This window comes from Gemmobacter denitrificans, from assembly GCF_036964905.1.
GTDB lineage: Bacteria > Pseudomonadota > Alphaproteobacteria > Rhodobacterales > Rhodobacteraceae > Gemmobacter > Gemmobacter denitrificans.
This window is the reverse complement of record NZ_JBALHR010000017.1, coordinates 1-14703: the sequence shown is the minus strand read 5'-3', so window position 1 is coordinate 14703 and position 14703 is coordinate 1. Positions and strand designations below refer to the sequence as shown.

At 64.3% G+C, this 14703-nt stretch carries 14 protein-coding genes and 1 tRNA gene; 8 read left to right on the top strand and 7 right to left on the bottom strand.

What is annotated here, in order from left to right; all coding sequences use genetic code 11:
- Positions 1-72: 72 nt before the first annotated feature.
- The 3 genes from V6590_RS18295 (at position 73) to V6590_RS18285 (ending at position 4012) form a co-directional block, all read left to right on the top strand.
- Positions 73-1203, top strand: coding sequence for an S-(hydroxymethyl)glutathione dehydrogenase/class III alcohol dehydrogenase (locus V6590_RS18295; protein WP_335425137.1), 1131 nt, complete (start codon positions 73-75; stop codon positions 1201-1203).
- A gap of 95 nt (positions 1204-1298) precedes the next feature.
- Complete coding sequence (locus V6590_RS18290; RefSeq protein WP_335425136.1) at positions 1299-2333, top strand: agmatine deiminase family protein; 1035 nt, start codon at positions 1299-1301, stop codon at positions 2331-2333.
- Positions 2330-4012 (top strand): amidase, encoded by a 1683-nt coding sequence (locus V6590_RS18285; protein WP_335425135.1) that lies wholly within the window; start codon positions 2330-2332, stop codon positions 4010-4012. The genes V6590_RS18290 and V6590_RS18285 overlap by 4 nt, the downstream gene beginning before the upstream one ends.
- A gap of 6 nt (positions 4013-4018) precedes the next feature.
- Here the strand turns inward: V6590_RS18285 and V6590_RS18280 are convergent, their stop codons facing one another.
- From V6590_RS18280 to trxA, 3 genes are read right to left on the bottom strand one after another with little or no spacing between them, the layout of a single operon-like run.
- Entirely contained in the window at positions 4019-4207 is a 189-nt protein-coding gene (locus V6590_RS18280; RefSeq protein ID WP_335425134.1) for a Trm112 family protein, read from the bottom strand.
- Positions 4204-4845 (bottom strand): LON peptidase substrate-binding domain-containing protein, encoded by a 642-nt coding sequence (locus V6590_RS18275; protein WP_335425133.1) that lies wholly within the window; start codon positions 4843-4845, stop codon positions 4204-4206. The genes V6590_RS18280 and V6590_RS18275 overlap by 4 nt, the downstream gene beginning before the upstream one ends.
- 27 nt (positions 4846-4872) lie before the next feature.
- Complete coding sequence (gene trxA, locus V6590_RS18270) at positions 4873-5784, bottom strand: thioredoxin (protein WP_434063284.1); 912 nt, start codon at positions 5782-5784, stop codon at positions 4873-4875.
- Positions 5785-5899: 115 nt separating this feature from the next.
- On the opposite strand from trxA, the gene V6590_RS18265 reads away from it, so the two are divergent.
- A tRNA-Ile gene (locus V6590_RS18265) sits at positions 5900-5975 on the top strand.
- A 414-nt stretch (positions 5976-6389) separates the two neighbouring features.
- On the opposite strand, the gene V6590_RS18260 is transcribed toward V6590_RS18265, so the two are convergent.
- The 3 genes from V6590_RS18260 to V6590_RS18250 are packed head-to-tail and all read right to left on the bottom strand — an operon-like array spanning position 6390 to position 9559.
- Entirely contained in the window at positions 6390-7532 is a 1143-nt protein-coding gene (locus V6590_RS18260) for a Gfo/Idh/MocA family protein (protein ID WP_335425131.1), read from the bottom strand.
- A gap of 13 nt (positions 7533-7545) precedes the next feature.
- Entirely contained in the window at positions 7546-8436 is an 891-nt protein-coding gene (locus V6590_RS18255) for a sugar phosphate isomerase/epimerase family protein (protein WP_335425130.1), read from the bottom strand.
- Positions 8437-8443: 7 nt separating this feature from the next.
- Positions 8444-9559 carry a Gfo/Idh/MocA family protein gene (locus V6590_RS18250; RefSeq protein WP_335425129.1) on the bottom strand — a complete coding sequence of 372 codons (1116 nt, stop codon included), beginning with the start codon at positions 9557-9559 and terminating at the stop codon, positions 8444-8446.
- A 105-nt stretch (positions 9560-9664) separates the two neighbouring features.
- On the opposite strand from V6590_RS18250, the gene iolD reads away from it, so the two are divergent.
- The 4 genes from iolD to V6590_RS18230 are packed head-to-tail and all read left to right on the top strand — an operon-like array spanning position 9665 to position 14201.
- Positions 9665-11536 carry a 3D-(3,5/4)-trihydroxycyclohexane-1,2-dione acylhydrolase (decyclizing) gene (gene iolD, locus V6590_RS18245; protein WP_335425128.1) on the top strand — a complete coding sequence of 624 codons (1872 nt, stop codon included), beginning with the start codon at positions 9665-9667 and terminating at the stop codon, positions 11534-11536.
- Positions 11536-12513 carry a 5-dehydro-2-deoxygluconokinase gene (iolC, locus tag V6590_RS18240; protein WP_335425127.1) on the top strand — a complete coding sequence of 326 codons (978 nt, stop codon included), beginning with the start codon at positions 11536-11538 and terminating at the stop codon, positions 12511-12513. The genes iolD and iolC overlap by 1 nt, the downstream gene beginning before the upstream one ends.
- A 12-nt stretch (positions 12514-12525) precedes the next feature.
- On the top strand, positions 12526-13365 hold the full coding sequence (locus V6590_RS18235) for a 5-deoxy-glucuronate isomerase (protein WP_335425126.1): 840 nt from the start codon (positions 12526-12528) through the stop codon (positions 13363-13365).
- The gene (locus V6590_RS18230; protein ID WP_335425125.1) at positions 13362-14201 is read left to right on the top strand and encodes a class II fructose-bisphosphate aldolase; all 840 of its coding nucleotides are present in this window, start codon (positions 13362-13364) and stop codon (positions 14199-14201) included. The genes V6590_RS18235 and V6590_RS18230 overlap by 4 nt, the downstream gene beginning before the upstream one ends.
- Before the next feature lie 11 nt (positions 14202-14212).
- Here V6590_RS18230 and V6590_RS18225 read toward each other — a convergent pair whose 3' ends face one another.
- Entirely contained in the window at positions 14213-14605 is a 393-nt protein-coding gene (locus V6590_RS18225; RefSeq protein ID WP_335425124.1) for a RidA family protein, read from the bottom strand.
- Between the last annotated feature and the right edge of the window lie 98 nt (positions 14606-14703).

Genomic DNA, 14703 nt, shown 5'->3' with positions numbered 1-14703 from the left:
TGTGGCGTTTCCCGCGTTGCAATTGAGTGTTCTTTCGCACAGCTTGGCGCAAATTGACAGAGGGAGACCCAAATGCGCACCCGTGCCGCCGTAGCTGTTGCCCCCGGAAAACCGCTTGAGATCATGGAGGTGAACCTCGAAGGCCCGAAATGGGGCGAGGTTCTGGTGGAGATCAAGGCCACCGGCATTTGCCACACCGATGAATTCACCCTGTCGGGTGCCGACCCCGAAGGCCTGTTCCCGGCGATCCTGGGTCATGAGGGCGCGGGCGTCGTGATCGAATGCGGCCCCGGTGTCACCACATTGAAACCCGGCGATCACGTCATTCCGCTTTACACCCCGGAATGCCGCCAATGCCCGTCGTGCCTCAGCCAGAAGACCAACCTTTGCACCGCGATCCGCGCCACCCAGGGCCAGGGCCTGCTGCCCGATGGCACCACGCGCTTTTCCATGCTGGATGGCACGCCGATCCATCACTATATGGGCTGCTCCACCTTCGCCAACCACACCGTCGTGCCGGAAATTGCGCTGGCGAAAGTGCGCGAGGACGCGCCCTTCGACAAGATCTGCTATATCGGCTGCGGCGTCACCACCGGCATCGGCGCAGTGATCAATACGGCCAAGGTGGAGATCGGTGCCAAGGCAGTGGTCTTTGGTCTGGGCGGCATTGGCCTGAACGTCATTCAGGGCCTGAAAATGGCCGGTGCCGACATGATCATCGGCGTCGATCTGAACAACGCCAAAAAGGAATGGGGCGAAAAGTTCGGCATGACCCATTTCATCAACCCGACTGAAATCGAAGGTTCGGTGGTGCAGGCCATCGTGAACCTGACCAAGACCGAGGCCGACCAGATCGGCGGCGCGGATTACAGCTTCGATTGCACCGGCAATGTGAAGGTGATGCGCGACGCGCTGGAATGCACCCATCGCGGCTGGGGCGTTTCGGTGGTGATCGGGGTGGCCCCGGCGGGGGCCGAGATCAGCACCCGCCCCTTCCAGCTGGTCACAGGCCGCGTCTGGAAAGGCACCGCTTTCGGCGGCGCGCGCGGCCGGACCGATGTGCCGAAAATCGTGGATTGGTACATGGATGGCAAGGTGGAGATCGACAGCATGATCACCCACACCCTGCCGCTGGAGCGCATCAACGAAGGCTTCGACCTGATGCATCAGGGCAAATCCATCCGCGCCGTCGTGGTGTATTGATCCTGCGCAAGCCGGGCCTGCCTGCAGGTTCGGCTTGACCTGCGCCGCAGGGCGGCCTTGACTGCGGCGCAACCGCCGCAGTAGCCGAGGCCACCATGACATGGACAATGCCCGCCGAAACCGCCCGCCAGGAACGCATCTGGATGGGGTTTCCCCGCGAAGGCGCAACGCTGGGCGATAGCAGCACCGCGCGTGAGGCAGGCTATGCCGCATGGACAGCCGTCGCCCATGCGGTCGCAGAGTTTGAACCCGTCACAATGATTGTCGATCCGACCGAGGAAGCCCGCGCCCGGCGCATGTTGGGCAGCGGCATCGATATTGTCGTGCGCGAACTGGATGAATTCTGGCTGCGCGACAGCGGCCCCACCTTCGTTCTGGATGCGCAGGGCAGGCTGGGCGCGGTGGACTGGATCTTCAACGGCTGGGGCGGCGGCGATTGGGTGAATATCCGCCATGATCGCGGGCTGGCAACCTTTATCGCCGGGCTTGCCGGGGCTGAACTCATCCCCTCGCTGCTGGTGAACGAAGGGGGCGGATTGCATGTCGATGGCAAGGGCACGATCCTGCTGACCGAAACTGTCCAGCTGGACCCTGACCGCAACCCCCATGCCGACAAGGCCCGGGTCGAGGCCGAAATGGCCCGAACCCTGGGCAGCACCAAGACGATCTGGCTGCCACGCGGTCTGGCCCGCGACTACGAAACCTTCGGGACGCGCGGCCATGTCGATATCGTCGCCTGTTTTGCCAGCCCCGGCACGATTCTTGTGCATGAACAACCCGATCCGGCCCACCCCGACCATGCCACGATGCGCGAAATCCGCGCCCTGCTGGCAGCGGCCACCGATGCGCAGGGGCGGGCGTTCCGGCTGATCGATCTGCCTGCCCCCGCCACGCTGACCGATGCCCATGGCCCGGTGGACTGGAGCTATATCAACCATCTGGTGGTAAATGACGGAGTGATCGCCTGCGGCTTTGGCGAAGATCGTGCCGATGCGCGGGCGCGCGACATTCTGGCCGAGGCCTATCCCGGGCGGCGGGTGGTCACGGTTGATGCCCGCGAACTCTTTGCGCGTGGCGGCGGCGTCCATTGCATCACCCAACAGCAACCGGCAGCCGGGGGGCGGGGATGATCGTCGAAAGCCGCATTGCCGATCTGCGCGCTGCCTTGCAGGACGGGCGCATCACCGCGCTGGCACTGGCACAGGACTGTCTGGCCCGGATCGCAGCCTATGATCGCGCCGGGCCCTGTCTGAACGCCGTGCCGGTGCTGAACCCCGATGCGCTGGAGGAAGCGCGCGCCTCTGACGCCCGCCGGGCCGCAGGGGCGGTGCTGGGTCCGCTGGATGGCATCCCGTATACTGCCAAGGCCAGTTTCAAGGTGCGGGGCCTGTCGGCCACCGCAGGCTCCCCCGCCTTTGCCGATCTGGTAGCCACTGATGACGCCTTTACCATCGCTCGGTTGCGCGCGACGGGGGCTGTCCTTCTGGGCCTGACCAACATGCCCCCGATGGCCAATGGCGGCATGCAGCGCGGGCTGTATGGCCGGGCAGAAAGCCCCTACAGCGCCGATTGGCTGACGGCGGCCTTCGCCTCGGGGTCTTCCAACGGGTCAGGCAGCGCGACTGCCGCCAGTTTCGCAGCCTTCGGTCTGGGTGAAGAGACATGGTCATCAGGCCGGGCCCCCGCAGCCAATAACGGGCTTTGCGCCTATACGCCGTCGCGGGGGGTAATTTCTGTTCGGGGCAACTGGCCGCTGGTGCCCACCATGGATGTGGTGGTGCCCCATACCCGCAACATGGCGGACCTACTGGAAGTGCTGGATGTGATTGTGGCCGATGACCCCGATCCACGCGGCGATCTGTGGCGCCTGCAGGATTGGGTGGCGATCCCGCGTGCGTCAGACCACCGGCCTGCCAGCTATCCGGCCCTTGCCCACGGGGCCAGCCTGAAGAGCAAGCGCATCGCTGCCCCTGCCATGTATCTGAATGCCGACCCCCAAGCGGGCACCGCCCCGCATCCCGGCATCGGCGGCCCGACCGGCCAGCGGATCGAAACCCGGGCCAGCATCATCGCCCTGTGGCAGGCCGCACGCGCCGCGATGGAGGCTGCCGGGGCCGAAGTGGTGCTGACCGATTTCCCGGTGATTTCGAATTACGAAGGCGACCGCCCCGGCTGCCCCACCATCGCCACCCGTGGCCTGGTCAGCCCAGACTATCTGAAGCGCGAGATTGTCGATCTGTCCGTCTGGGCTTGGGATGATTTTCTGGCCGCCAATGGCCAGCCTGGGCTCGACCGGCTGGCACTGGTGGATGGGGCCCGCATCTTTCCGCGCCCTCCCGGCGCCCTGCCCGACCGCTATACCGGTTTTGATGATGACATCGCGCATTACCCCGCCCATGCCGCCGCGCATCCGGTGCGTGATTTCCGCAGCATCCCGCATCTGGCCGACGGCTTCCGCGGGCTGGAGGCCACACGCCAGACCGATCTGGAGGCCTGGATGGATAGGTTGGGGCTGGATGCGGTGGTCTTTCCGGCCGTGGCGGATATCGGCCCGACTGATGCGGATATCAATCCTGCTTCTGCCGATCAGGCCTGGCGCAACGGGGTCTGGGTCGCCAATGGCAATCTGGCGATCCGGCATCTGGGCATCCCCACTGTGACCGTGCCGATGGGGATCATGGCCGATACCGGGATGCCCGCCGGACTGACTTTCGCCGGGCGCGGCTGGGACGATCTGGCGCTGCTGCAACTGGCCATGGCGTTCGAAGGAACAGGCCACTATCGCCAGCCGCCACCGCGCTGTCCCTGAACCGGATCAGGGCTGTTCAAGCGATCTGGCCTCGGAAACCAGCATGATCGGAATGCCGTCCCGCACCGGGAAGGCCAGATTTGCCGCCCGCGAGACCAGTTCCTGGCGCTCGCCATCCCAGGTCAGCACCGCCTGGGTGACCGGACAGACCAGCGCCTCGAGCATGCGGCGATCAACGATGACCTGATCCGTCATTGCGGCTTTTCCCCTTCGGTTCCGCCCCGCAGGGCAATCTCCATCAACACCACCAGCGTTTCGCGCCGCGTGGCCAGCGACGGCGCTTCCAGCAGGGCCTGTTTGTCATTGGCATCAAACGGGCAAAGCATCGACAGCGAGTTGATCAGCAGCTCTTCCTCGGCCTCGCGCAGATTGCCCCAGTCGGTTGACAGGCCATTGGCCTGAAAATAGCGCCCCAGCAGCGCCAGAAACCCCGACCGATCAAACCCGCCATCGCCTTCCGCCGGACCAAGATCGCGGGCGAAGGGTTGCCAATCCACCTGACAGCGACGATAGGGCGAAAACCCCTGAACGTCATCCTTCACCCGGAAACGCGACACGCCCGACAGGGTGATCATGTAGCGGCCATCTTCGGTTTCGGAAAACCCTGTCAGCCGACCAGCACAGCCAATGGCCTGCAGCCGCGCCTCGCCGCCTGGCACGGCGCGTGGCTGGATCATGCCGATCATGCGGTGATCGGTTTTCAGGCAATCATTGATCATCGCCAGATAGCGGGGTTCAAAGATATGCAGCGGCAAACGAGCGCGCGGCAGCAGCAGCGCGCCGGTCAGCGGGAATACCGCAATCACTTCGGGAAGGTCGGCAAGACGTGTCATGCGTCTGTACCTAGGGCGAAGCCGCGATCAGGCAAAGATCATCGACGACAATTTGCGCCGCCCGCGCAGAACAATCGGGTCTTGCGGCTTAAGCGCATCGAAAATCGTGAACAGCTGGGCACGGGCCGCGCCATCATTCCATTCACGATCACGGCGGAACAGGTCCAGCAGTTCATCCACCGCCTCGTCCACCTTGCCGGCCGCATTCAGGGCAACCGCCAGATCAAAGCGGGCCTGATGATTGTCGGGATTGGCAGCCACGGCGGCGCGCAATTCGGCCTCGGGTCCCGCATTGGCGGCCTGACGGGCCAGTTCCAGCTGCGCCCGTGCGGCCTCCACCTCTTTCGCTGTGGCGATCTTGGCAGGCACACCGCCCAGAAAGGCCTCGGCCTGATCCAGATTTCCAGCGGTGATATGCGCCCGCACCAGTCCGCCAAAGGCTGCGGGGTTCTCCGGCTCTTCGCCCAGAATCGCCGCAAAGATCTCGGTCGCGCCGATCACATCGCCTTCGGCCAGCGATTGTTCGGCCATGTCGAGCGCCTCGGCCAGTCCGCCATCCCCGGCGATGGCCGCAACACGGTCAATGAACTTGGTCAGTTCCGACGCAGGCAGCGCGCCCTGAAATCCATCGACCGGCTGGCCTTGCCAGAAAGCATAGACCGTCGGGATCGACTGGATCCGCAGCTGACCGGCGATCATCTGGTTCTGGTCCACATTGATCTTGACCATCTTCACCCGGCCCTTGGCCGCCGTGACCGCCGCTTCCAGCGCCGGGCCAAGCGTCTTGCACGGCCCGCACCACGGCGCCCAGAAATCCACGATCACCGGCACATCGCGGCTGGCCTCAATGACATCGGCCATGAAACTGGCCTCCGTCGTATCCTTGATGAGATCGCCCTTCGGCGCGGTGGCATTGGCATCCATTCCGAACATCGTCATCTCCATCGGAGCATTGGCTTTGCCCCTATATGGTCTGCCGGGCCACAAAGGCCAAGACCCTTTGCGCAGCCGGGTTGACCCTTGCCCGACTTCTGGTAAAGCCTTGGGTCAGGCCGGGCCTGTAGCTCAATGGTCAGAGCAGGGCGCTCATAACGCCTTGGTTGGGGGTTCGAGTCCCTCCGGGCCTACCACTTTCATTTCTCTGCGCGGGATCTTCATGGCAGAAGCTGCTCTGCTTATTCCCAAGCGTAGCAGAACTGGAACGGTTGCGGCGCACAGGGTGCAGGAGGATCATCGTCAATCAGCGATCCTGGCATGTTACCTGTCTTTGGCGCGTCATGCGCGCGAACTGAAGGGGGGTGATGGTGGGCGATCTGTTCCGGCTTTTTGGTGGCAGCTATCTGCCCACTGCGTAGATTGCGCCACGCGATTAAACGGGACGCAGCAGGGCTGGTGCTTCTTCGCGGGCTTGGCAGACGCCCGCGAAAAATCACTGTGATCGTTGACCAAGGCCAACCGGCAAGGGTGGCAGGCAGGCAAAGACGGCGCTCTGGCTGCCCCACACAAAAGGCACATCTCGCGACGGGTGCCCCGCAGTGATGCGGTCAGGCCCCATGGCGGAACATGGGCGGCCTTGCATCGGTCCAGCTTCCACCGGCCCTGGCCGAGGCGACTGCGGCATGCACCGCCGCCATTGACCGCAGGCCTGCCGCCGCCCCGGGCAAGCCGTCGCGCGTGGTGCCCCGGATGGCATCAGCCAGATCGCAATAGATATTCGCCACCGCCAGCGGGAACCCTTCGGGATGGGCAATCGCCACCCGGCTCAGCCGTCGCGCGTCGTCATATAGCCCGGCCTCACCCTTTTCGATGATCTGGGTGCGCCCGCCGACCGGGGTATAGATCAGTTGGTTCGGCTGTTCGGAGGCCCAGCGGAACCCGCCGGTTTCACCAAAGACCTGAATGTCGAACCCATGCTGACGCCCGATGGCGACCGACGATGTCCACAGCCGCCCCACCGTGCCCCGCGACATGCGGAAATTGACCATCGCGTCATCCTCCAGCTCTCTGCTGGGAATGGTCGATGCAAAATCGGCCGACAGCTTCTCCACCTCGTCATCGCAGATGAAGCTGGCCATATGCAGCGCGTGGATACCGCAATCGGCAAACTGGCCCGACACACCTGCCATCGCCGGATCATAGCGCCAGCGCACCCGCGGATTTTCGGCATCCGTCGCATCGCCATGATGGCCATGGCTGAAGCTGGTCACCACCAGCCGCACCTTGCCGATATCGCCGTTGCGCACCATTGCCCGGGCCTGCCGCACCATCGGATAGGCGGAATAGCAATAATTCACGGCGCAGATCCGGCCAGTGCGGGCGGCGATGCGCACGATCTCTTCGCCTTCCTCCACCGTCATGGTCATCGGCTTTTCGCACAGCACATGGAAACCGGCCTCCAGAAAGGCCCGGGTGATCTCGAAATGGGTGGAATTTGGCGTCGCCACGGTGACCAGATCAACCCGGTCCGGGCGGTTGCGTTCGCCTTCCAGCATCTCCTGCCAGTCGCCATAGGCCCGATCTGCCGCGATACCTAATTCCCGCGCATAGGCGCGCCCTTCTTCGGGCCGGTGATCCAGCGCGCCCGCGACCATCGCGAAATGGCCGTCAGCCAGTGCGCCCAGCCGATGGGCCGGCCCGATCTGGCTGCCCGCGCCGCCGCCGATCATGCCCCAGTTCAGTTTTACCATGCCAAGCCCCCTTTCAGAACCCGATGGAAGACAGATAGTCGCGGTTGCGGCGGGCATCGTCGATCGGACTGACATCCAGCGTGGGGTCGCAATCCTGTTCCACCGTGCACCAGCCTTCGAACCCCGCATCCAGCAGGATTTGCCGCACCGCCGGAAAATCCACGCAGCCCTTGCCCAGATTGCAGAAAATGCCCTGACCGCAGGCCTCGTAGAACCCGGTTCCCTTTGCGATCACATCTGCCTTCACCAGCGGGTCGATATCCTTGAAATGCATGTAGGAAATCCGCCCGATATGGCGCCGCATGAAGGCCACGGGATCAAAGCCCGCATAGGCATGATGTCCGGTATCGAAGCAGATTTTCAGAATACGGTCATCCACCTCGTCCAGCAGCCGTTCCAGTTCCGGTTCAAAATCGATGAAGCCGGCAGCATGGGCATGGATGCCCACGGTCAGACCGTAATCCTCGGCCCCCATCCGGGCGATGGTGGCAATCCGGTCGCGGAAGGCCCGCCATTCGTCAGCGCCCATCTGCTCGGCCGCCTCGGCCCGCCCGGCCGTCGGCGCGCGGCGGGGCGAGATGCTGTCGATCAGCACCAGATGGCCCGCGCCATGCGCGGTCAGCGCGGCACAAGTGCGGCGGGCGGCATCCAGCACTTCGTCCCATTTGGCGGGATCATGGAAAGGGCGGAACACCACCCCACCGATCAGCGACAGCCCATTTTCGGCCAGCGCATCGCCCAGAATCGCCGGGTCTTCCGGCATGAAGCCGACCGGGCCAAGCTCGATCCCGCGATACCCGGCAGCGGCACAATCGGCCAGCACCTGCCGCCAGGACGGGTTGCGCGGATCATCTGCGAATTCCACACCCCAGGAACAGGGGGCATTGCCGATACGAAGGGTCATTTGGTCCTCATGCTTGCGGAACGGCGTGCCACTGGCCGTCTTCGGATGCCGTGAAGGCGGTGTCGATGATCTGGCTGACGGCCAGCCCATCGCGGAACGTTGGCCAGACGGATCGGCCCTTCGCGATGGCCTGCAGAAAATCCCGCGCCTCGATGATGATCTGATCCTGATAGCCGGTGCCATGGCCCGGACCCTGACAAAAGGCGGCATAGTCGGGATGCTGCGGCCCGGTCAGGATACGGGTAAAGCCGCGCGTTGCTGACGGGCCATCGGCCCGATACAGCCATACCGCGTTCTGATCTTCCTGATCAAAGCGGATCGCCCCGGAAACGCCATGAATTTCATAGGCATATCCCATCTTGCGGCCTGTGGCGATCCGGCTGGTGAACAGATGCCCCATTACCCCATTGGCAAAGCGCAGCATCAGTTGCGCCTGATCGTCATTGTCCACGGCAACCGGGCCATTCGGTCCGGGCCGCGTGCTGTGGATCGTTTCGATGCGGGCAGAAAGCTCGGCCACCGGCCCCATCAGCGCCAGCAGGCAATTGATCGGATGCGGTGCCAGATCGCCCATGCAGCCGTTGGCGCGACCTGTGCAGCGCCATGTGGCGGGCAACATCGGATCGGCCAGAAAATCCTCGGTATGTTCGGCGCGGATCCATGTCACCTTGCCGATCGCGCCATCGGCCAGCAATTTTCGCACGAATTGGGTCGCAGGCGTGCGGACATAATTGAAGCCGATCATGTTGGGCAGCCCCGATGCCTCTGCCGCTGCCACCATCGCCCGCGCATCCTCCAACGAGGCGCCAAGCGGCTTTTCGCAGAAGACCGGCTTGCCTGCGGCAAAGGCCGCCTCGGCAATCGCGCGATGGGTGGATTGCGGCGAGGCGATGACCACCGCTTCCACCTTCGGGTCAGCCACCAGTGCGCGCCAATCGGCCGTGGCGCGGGCAAAGCCATAGGCCCGGCGATAGGTTTCGGCGCTGGCGGGGCTGGAGGCTGCGATCATTTCCAGCCTTGGCCGCAGCGGGGTGTCGAAAACCGCACCCACTGCGGCCAGCGCCACGGCATGTGCCTTGCCCATATAGCCGCCGCCGATCAGCCCGATCCCGATTTCTGCCATCATCCCCCCCCTGCGCCGCCCCTATTGCAACCGGTTGCAAATCTTGTATCCTGCCCCGACATGCCGCGCAAGTCCCGTTCGGGACGCGGTTTCGGGGAACAGAAAATGACAGAGACCAAGGGCAGCATCCGGCTGACTGTCGCACAGGCCATCGCACGCTGGCTGGCGGCCCAGTTCATCGACATTGACGGGATCGAAACCCGCATCTGCGGCGGCGGGTTCGGCATTTTCGGCCATGGCAATGTGCCCTGTCTGGGCGAGGCGCTCTATCCGCTGCGCGATGACCTGCCGCTGTATCGCGGGCAGAACGAACAAAGCATGGGCTTTGCCGCTGCGGCCTATGCCAAATACCACTTGCGCCGCCGCTTCATGTTCTGCACGGCCAGCGCAGGCCCCGGCACCGCCAACCTGCTGACTGCGGCGGCCCTGGCCCATGCCAACCGCCTGCCGATGCTGATGCTGTGCGGTGACAATTTCCTGACCCGCCTGCCCGATCCCGTGCTGCAACAACTGGAACATTTCGGCAATCCGGGGCTGGGTGTGACCGATGCCTTCAAGGCCGTGTGCCGCTATTGGGACCGCATCACCCATCCGGCACAGATCCTGCAATCGCTGCCTGCGGCGCTTGCGACGATGCTTGATCCCGCCGATTGCGGCCCGGCCTTTCTGGCCCTGCCGCAGGATCTTCAAGGCTGGGCGTATGACTATCCGCGCGCCTTCTTTGACCGGCGGGTCCATCGCATTCGCCGCCAGACGCCCGACAGCGCCGAAATCGCCGATGCGGCGGCCCTGCTGCGCGCGGCCAAGGCACCTGTCATCATTGCAGGGGGGGGCGTGCAATATTCCGGCGCCGTGGCCGAACTGACCGCCTTTGCCGAAGCGCATGGCATTCCGGTAGTGGAAACCATCGCCGGGCGGGCCAATCTGCTGGCCGATCATCCGCTGAACATCGGCCCGCTGGGGGTTACGGGATCGGACAGCGCAAATGCCATCGCCGGGGCCGCCGATGTGGTTCTGGCAGTCGGCACCAGACTGCAGGATTTCACCACCGGGTCCTGGACCGTCTTTGCCCCTGCTGCGCGACTGATCGCGCTGAATGCCGGGCGCCATGACGCGGCCAAACATCAGGCCCTGGCGGTTGTGGGCGATGCGAAGCTGGGGCTGCGGGCACTGGATGCGGCCCTGACGGATTATCGCGCCCCACAGGGCTGGCTGGCCCGCGCCCAGGCAGAGCGGCAGACATGGGACAGCTATGTCGCCGCGAATGTCGCCCCCGGCAACCGCCCCAATTCCTATGCGCAGGCCATCGGGGTGGTGAACGCATTGTGCGATCCGCGCGACCGGGTGGTGACGGCCGCAGGCGGCCTGCCCGCCGAGGTGACGGCGAACTGGCGCACCAAGGGCATCGGCACCGTGGATGTGGAATTCGGCTTTTCCTGCATGGGTTATGAAATCGCCGGGGGCTGGGGGGCCCGCATCGCCCAATCCGGCGTCGAACCCGAGCGCGATACCATCGTGATGGTTGGTGATGGCAGCTATCTGCTGATGAATTCCGACATCTATTCCTCGGTACTGACGGGGCACAAGCTGATCGTGGTCGTGCTGGACAATGGTGGCTTTGCCGTCATCAACAAGCTGCAGAACAATACCGGGCAGGCCAGCTTCAACAATCTGATCGCCTATTGCCCGACAGTGCCCGACCCCTTCCGGGTGGATTTCGCGACCCATGCCCGGGCGATGGGGGCCATTGCTGAAACGGTCGCCACACCCGCGGAGCTGGCCGATGCCTTCCGCCGAGCCAAGGCGGCCACGAAAACCAGCGTCATCGTGATGCAGGTCGATCCCTATGAAGGCTGGACGGCACAAGGCCATGCCTGGTGGGAAATCGGCACAGCCGAAGTATCCGACAGCGACACCGTTCTTGCCCGCCGCGCCGGGGTCGAGGCTGGCCGGGCCGCGCAGCGGCGGGGCCTGTGATGGCGGGGCTGGCACCGCTGCGGGGCCGCAGCTTTCTGGTGATCGGCCGGGCGGGGATGGATCTTTACGCCGATCCCCCCGGCACCCGGATCGAAGAGGCCACGCGCTTCACCACGGCGCTTGGCGGGTCTTCGGCCAATATCGCGGCGGCCCTTGTCCGGCAGGGCTGCCGCGCATCGTTGGTCACCTGCGTTTCGGATGATGCAGTGGGCCGGTTCTGCCTGTCGCGCTTGCAGGCCCATGGCATCGATCATGCCCATGTCCGCACCGTTTCGGGCGAACCCCGCAATTCCCTGGCAATCGTGGAAACCCGGATCGACAACTGCCAATCGGTCATCTACCGCAACAACGCCGCCGATTTCGCCATGACCGTCGCGGATGTCGAGGCAGTGGACTATGCCACGTTTTCCGCGCTGATCACCACCGGCACCGTATTGGCGGCCGAACCGTCACGCAGTGCCACCTTCCGTGCCTTCGATCTGGCCCGCGCCGCTGGCCTGCCCCTGATCCTTGATGTCGATTACCGACCCTATTCCTGGCCCTCTGCCGACATCGCCGCCGATGTCTATTCGCGCGCAGCAGCACTGTGCGACGTGATCATCGGCAATGATGTCGAGTTCGATTTCATGGCCGGCCATCGCGGCGGTGGATTGGACAAGGCCCGCAGCCTGATCGCGGAAGGCGCGCAGATCGTGGTGTACAAGATGGGCGAAAAAGGTGCGGTGACCATCACAGCAGAGGGCGAATTTGCGACTGGCATCTACCAGACACAGGCCCTGAAACCCACCGGCGCCGGAGACAGCTTTCTGGGTGCCTTCGTCGCCGGGCTGGCCGATGGCCTGCCCCTGCGCAAGGCGGTGCTGCGCGGCTCTGCCGCCGCCGCCATGGTGGTGGCCCGCGTGGCCTGCGCCCCGGCCATGCCCGACCGGGCCGAACTGGACACCTTTCTTTCCCACCACCCCGGCCCGACCCCATAAGGACACAAGACCATGCATATCGCGCCCCACGACAACCGGAACCGTCCCATCGTCGATGCGAACGATCCGCTTGTGCCCTTGGTCTATTTCAACATCGTTTCCCTGCAGGCGGGGCAGCATTTCGACTATCGCGTGCCCGGCTATGAAACCTGTGTCGTGCCCGCCACCGGCACGGTTACGGTGGAAACGATGGGCGAAAGCTTTGCCCATATCGGGCATCGCCGCACGGATGTCTGGGATGGCGAACCGGAAGGGGTCTATGTGCCCAGCGGGGCCGCTGCGCGGATCACGGCCCGAACCGCAACCGAGGTGTTCATCGCGGGCGCGCAATTTGCCGAAACCCTGCGCCCCTTTGCCGTACGGACGTCCGAGATCGACCTTGTGCAATATGGGTCCGACGACACGAAAACCCATCGCAAGATCAAGCATATCCTTGGCGCGGCCTATCATGACCGGGTCGGGCGGCTGCTGGTTTCGGAACTGTTTACCGTCGGCGCGGGCGGCTGGTCGGGGTTTCCCAGCCACAAGCACGACACCGATCGCCTGCCCGACGAAACCCGACACGATGAATGCTACAACTTCCGCTTTCGCCCCGATTACGGGTCTGGCCTGCAGATGCTGCAGCGCGAGGACAACCAGCCGGGCGAGGCCTATCACATCATGAACCGTTCCACGGTGCTGATCGACAAGGGCTATCACCCTTGTTGCGTGCTGCCAGGCTATGAGATGTATTACTTCACCATTCTGGGCGGGCAAAGCCAGCGCAGCCTGAAACAGTACTTCCAGCCCACCCATGCGGCGCAACTGCACACCATCCCCGGCATCATGGACATGGTGGCAAAGTTCAAATGACGCTGGCCACCCTGTCACAGGTTCTGCAACCCGCCCTGCGCGATGGCTATGCCGTTCCCGGGCTGGTCTGTCTGGGGTGGGAGGATGCCCGCGCCTTCACCCTTGCCGCGCAGGCTGTGCAGGCCCCGGTGATCCTGCAGGCTGGTCCCGGCGCGCGGGCGCATATGCCTGTGGCCGTCTGGGGGGCGATGTTCCGCCATCTTGCGGCCAGTGTCGATGTGCCGGTGGTCGCGCATCTGGATCATGGCCACAGGATGGAAGAGTGCCGCGCAGCCCTGGATGCCGGGTTCACTTCGGTGATGTTCGACGGATCGGCCCTGCCCCTTCAGGCCAATATTGACGCCACAGCCGCCGTTGTCGCGCTGGCCCGGGCGGCGGGGGCCTCCTGCGAAGGCGAAATCGGCTTTGTCGGCTATGCCGGAGGCGCGGCTTCGGCAGGCACCGACCCGGCAGAGGCCGCCCGTTTTGCGACCGATACCGCGGTGGATGCGCTGGCCATATCGGTCGGCAATCTGCACCTGCAGACCGACGAAGGTGCGGGGCTTGATCTGGACCGGCTGCGCGCGATCGAGGCCGCTACGGCGGTGCCGCTGGTCATTCATGGTGGATCGGGGGTACCCTTGGCGCAGCGTGCCTCGCTGGCTGCAAACAGCCGGATCTGCAAGTTCAACATCGGCACCGAATTGCGCCAGAGCTTTGGGGCAGCCTTGCGGGAAACGCTGGCGAATGACCCGCGCCTCTTTGACCGGATCGCCATTCTGGGTTCCACCGAATCCGCGCTGCAGGATCGCGCCGAATGGGTGCTGCGCAATCTTGGTGCGGCGGGGCGCGGATAGGCAAGCACCCGTCAAATGCCCGGCTGCGGGCTCCAGGCGATCACCTCCACCTCGACCCGCACATCGACCAGAAAGTCGCTGATCAGTGCAGAACGGGCGGGCGGGTCTTGCGGGAAGTATTCGGCATAGACTGCATTGAAACCCGGAAAATCGGCGCGGTCCTTCAGCCAGACCATCGCCTTGACCACGTCATCGCGGCTGCATCCGGCCAAAGCCAGCGTTGCGGTGATTTCGTCCAGCACCGCGCGGGTCTGATCTTCGATCGTGCCCCAGGTCATCACCTGCCCGTCCCGCATCGGAACCTGACCTGTCAGATAAACCATGTCCCCGGCCCGGACAGCGCGGCTCAGGCTCAGGGTGCGGCCCTGAATGACAAGCGGCTCTCCAATGATCTGTTTTGACATTGCGGCGTCCTGTTGTGATTGGGTCACGTCCGTCAATCTGGTGTAAATTACTGGATGGCCTGAGGTCATGGTCAGGCGGCCTTTGTTGTGATGCTGAG

What these genes read in the sequence shown, in the direction of transcription:
- V6590_RS18255 (WP_335425130.1), bottom strand. Translation starts at nt 8,436, where the DNA reads ATGACCCTTCGTATCGGCAATGCCCCCTGTTCCTGGGGTGTGGAATTC.
- V6590_RS18225 (WP_335425124.1), bottom strand. Translation starts at nt 14,605, where the DNA reads ATGTCAAAACAGATCATTGGAGAGCCGCTTGTCATTCAGGGCCGCACC.
- V6590_RS18295 (WP_335425137.1), top strand. Translation starts at nt 73, where the DNA reads ATGCGCACCCGTGCCGCCGTAGCTGTTGCCCCCGGAAAACCGCTTGAG.
- trxA (WP_434063284.1), bottom strand. Translation starts at nt 5,784, where the DNA reads ATGACGATGTTCGGAATGGATGCCAATGCCACCGCGCCGAAGGGCGAT.
- V6590_RS18275 (WP_335425133.1), bottom strand. Translation starts at nt 4,845, where the DNA reads ATGACACGTCTTGCCGACCTTCCCGAAGTGATTGCGGTATTCCCGCTG.
- V6590_RS18250 (WP_335425129.1), bottom strand. Translation starts at nt 9,559, where the DNA reads ATGGCAGAAATCGGGATCGGGCTGATCGGCGGCGGCTATATGGGCAAG.
- V6590_RS18260 (WP_335425131.1), bottom strand. Translation starts at nt 7,532, where the DNA reads ATGGTAAAACTGAACTGGGGCATGATCGGCGGCGGCGCGGGCAGCCAG.
- V6590_RS18290 (WP_335425136.1), top strand. Translation starts at nt 1,299, where the DNA reads ATGACATGGACAATGCCCGCCGAAACCGCCCGCCAGGAACGCATCTGG.
- iolD (WP_335425128.1), top strand. Translation starts at nt 9,665, where the DNA reads ATGACAGAGACCAAGGGCAGCATCCGGCTGACTGTCGCACAGGCCATC.
- V6590_RS18285 (WP_335425135.1), top strand. Translation starts at nt 2,330, where the DNA reads ATGATCGTCGAAAGCCGCATTGCCGATCTGCGCGCTGCCTTGCAGGAC.
- V6590_RS18280 (WP_335425134.1), bottom strand. Translation starts at nt 4,207, where the DNA reads ATGACGGATCAGGTCATCGTTGATCGCCGCATGCTCGAGGCGCTGGTC.
- V6590_RS18230 (WP_335425125.1), top strand. Translation starts at nt 13,362, where the DNA reads ATGACGCTGGCCACCCTGTCACAGGTTCTGCAACCCGCCCTGCGCGAT.
- V6590_RS18235 (WP_335425126.1), top strand. Translation starts at nt 12,526, where the DNA reads ATGCATATCGCGCCCCACGACAACCGGAACCGTCCCATCGTCGATGCG.
- iolC (WP_335425127.1), top strand. Translation starts at nt 11,536, where the DNA reads ATGGCGGGGCTGGCACCGCTGCGGGGCCGCAGCTTTCTGGTGATCGGC.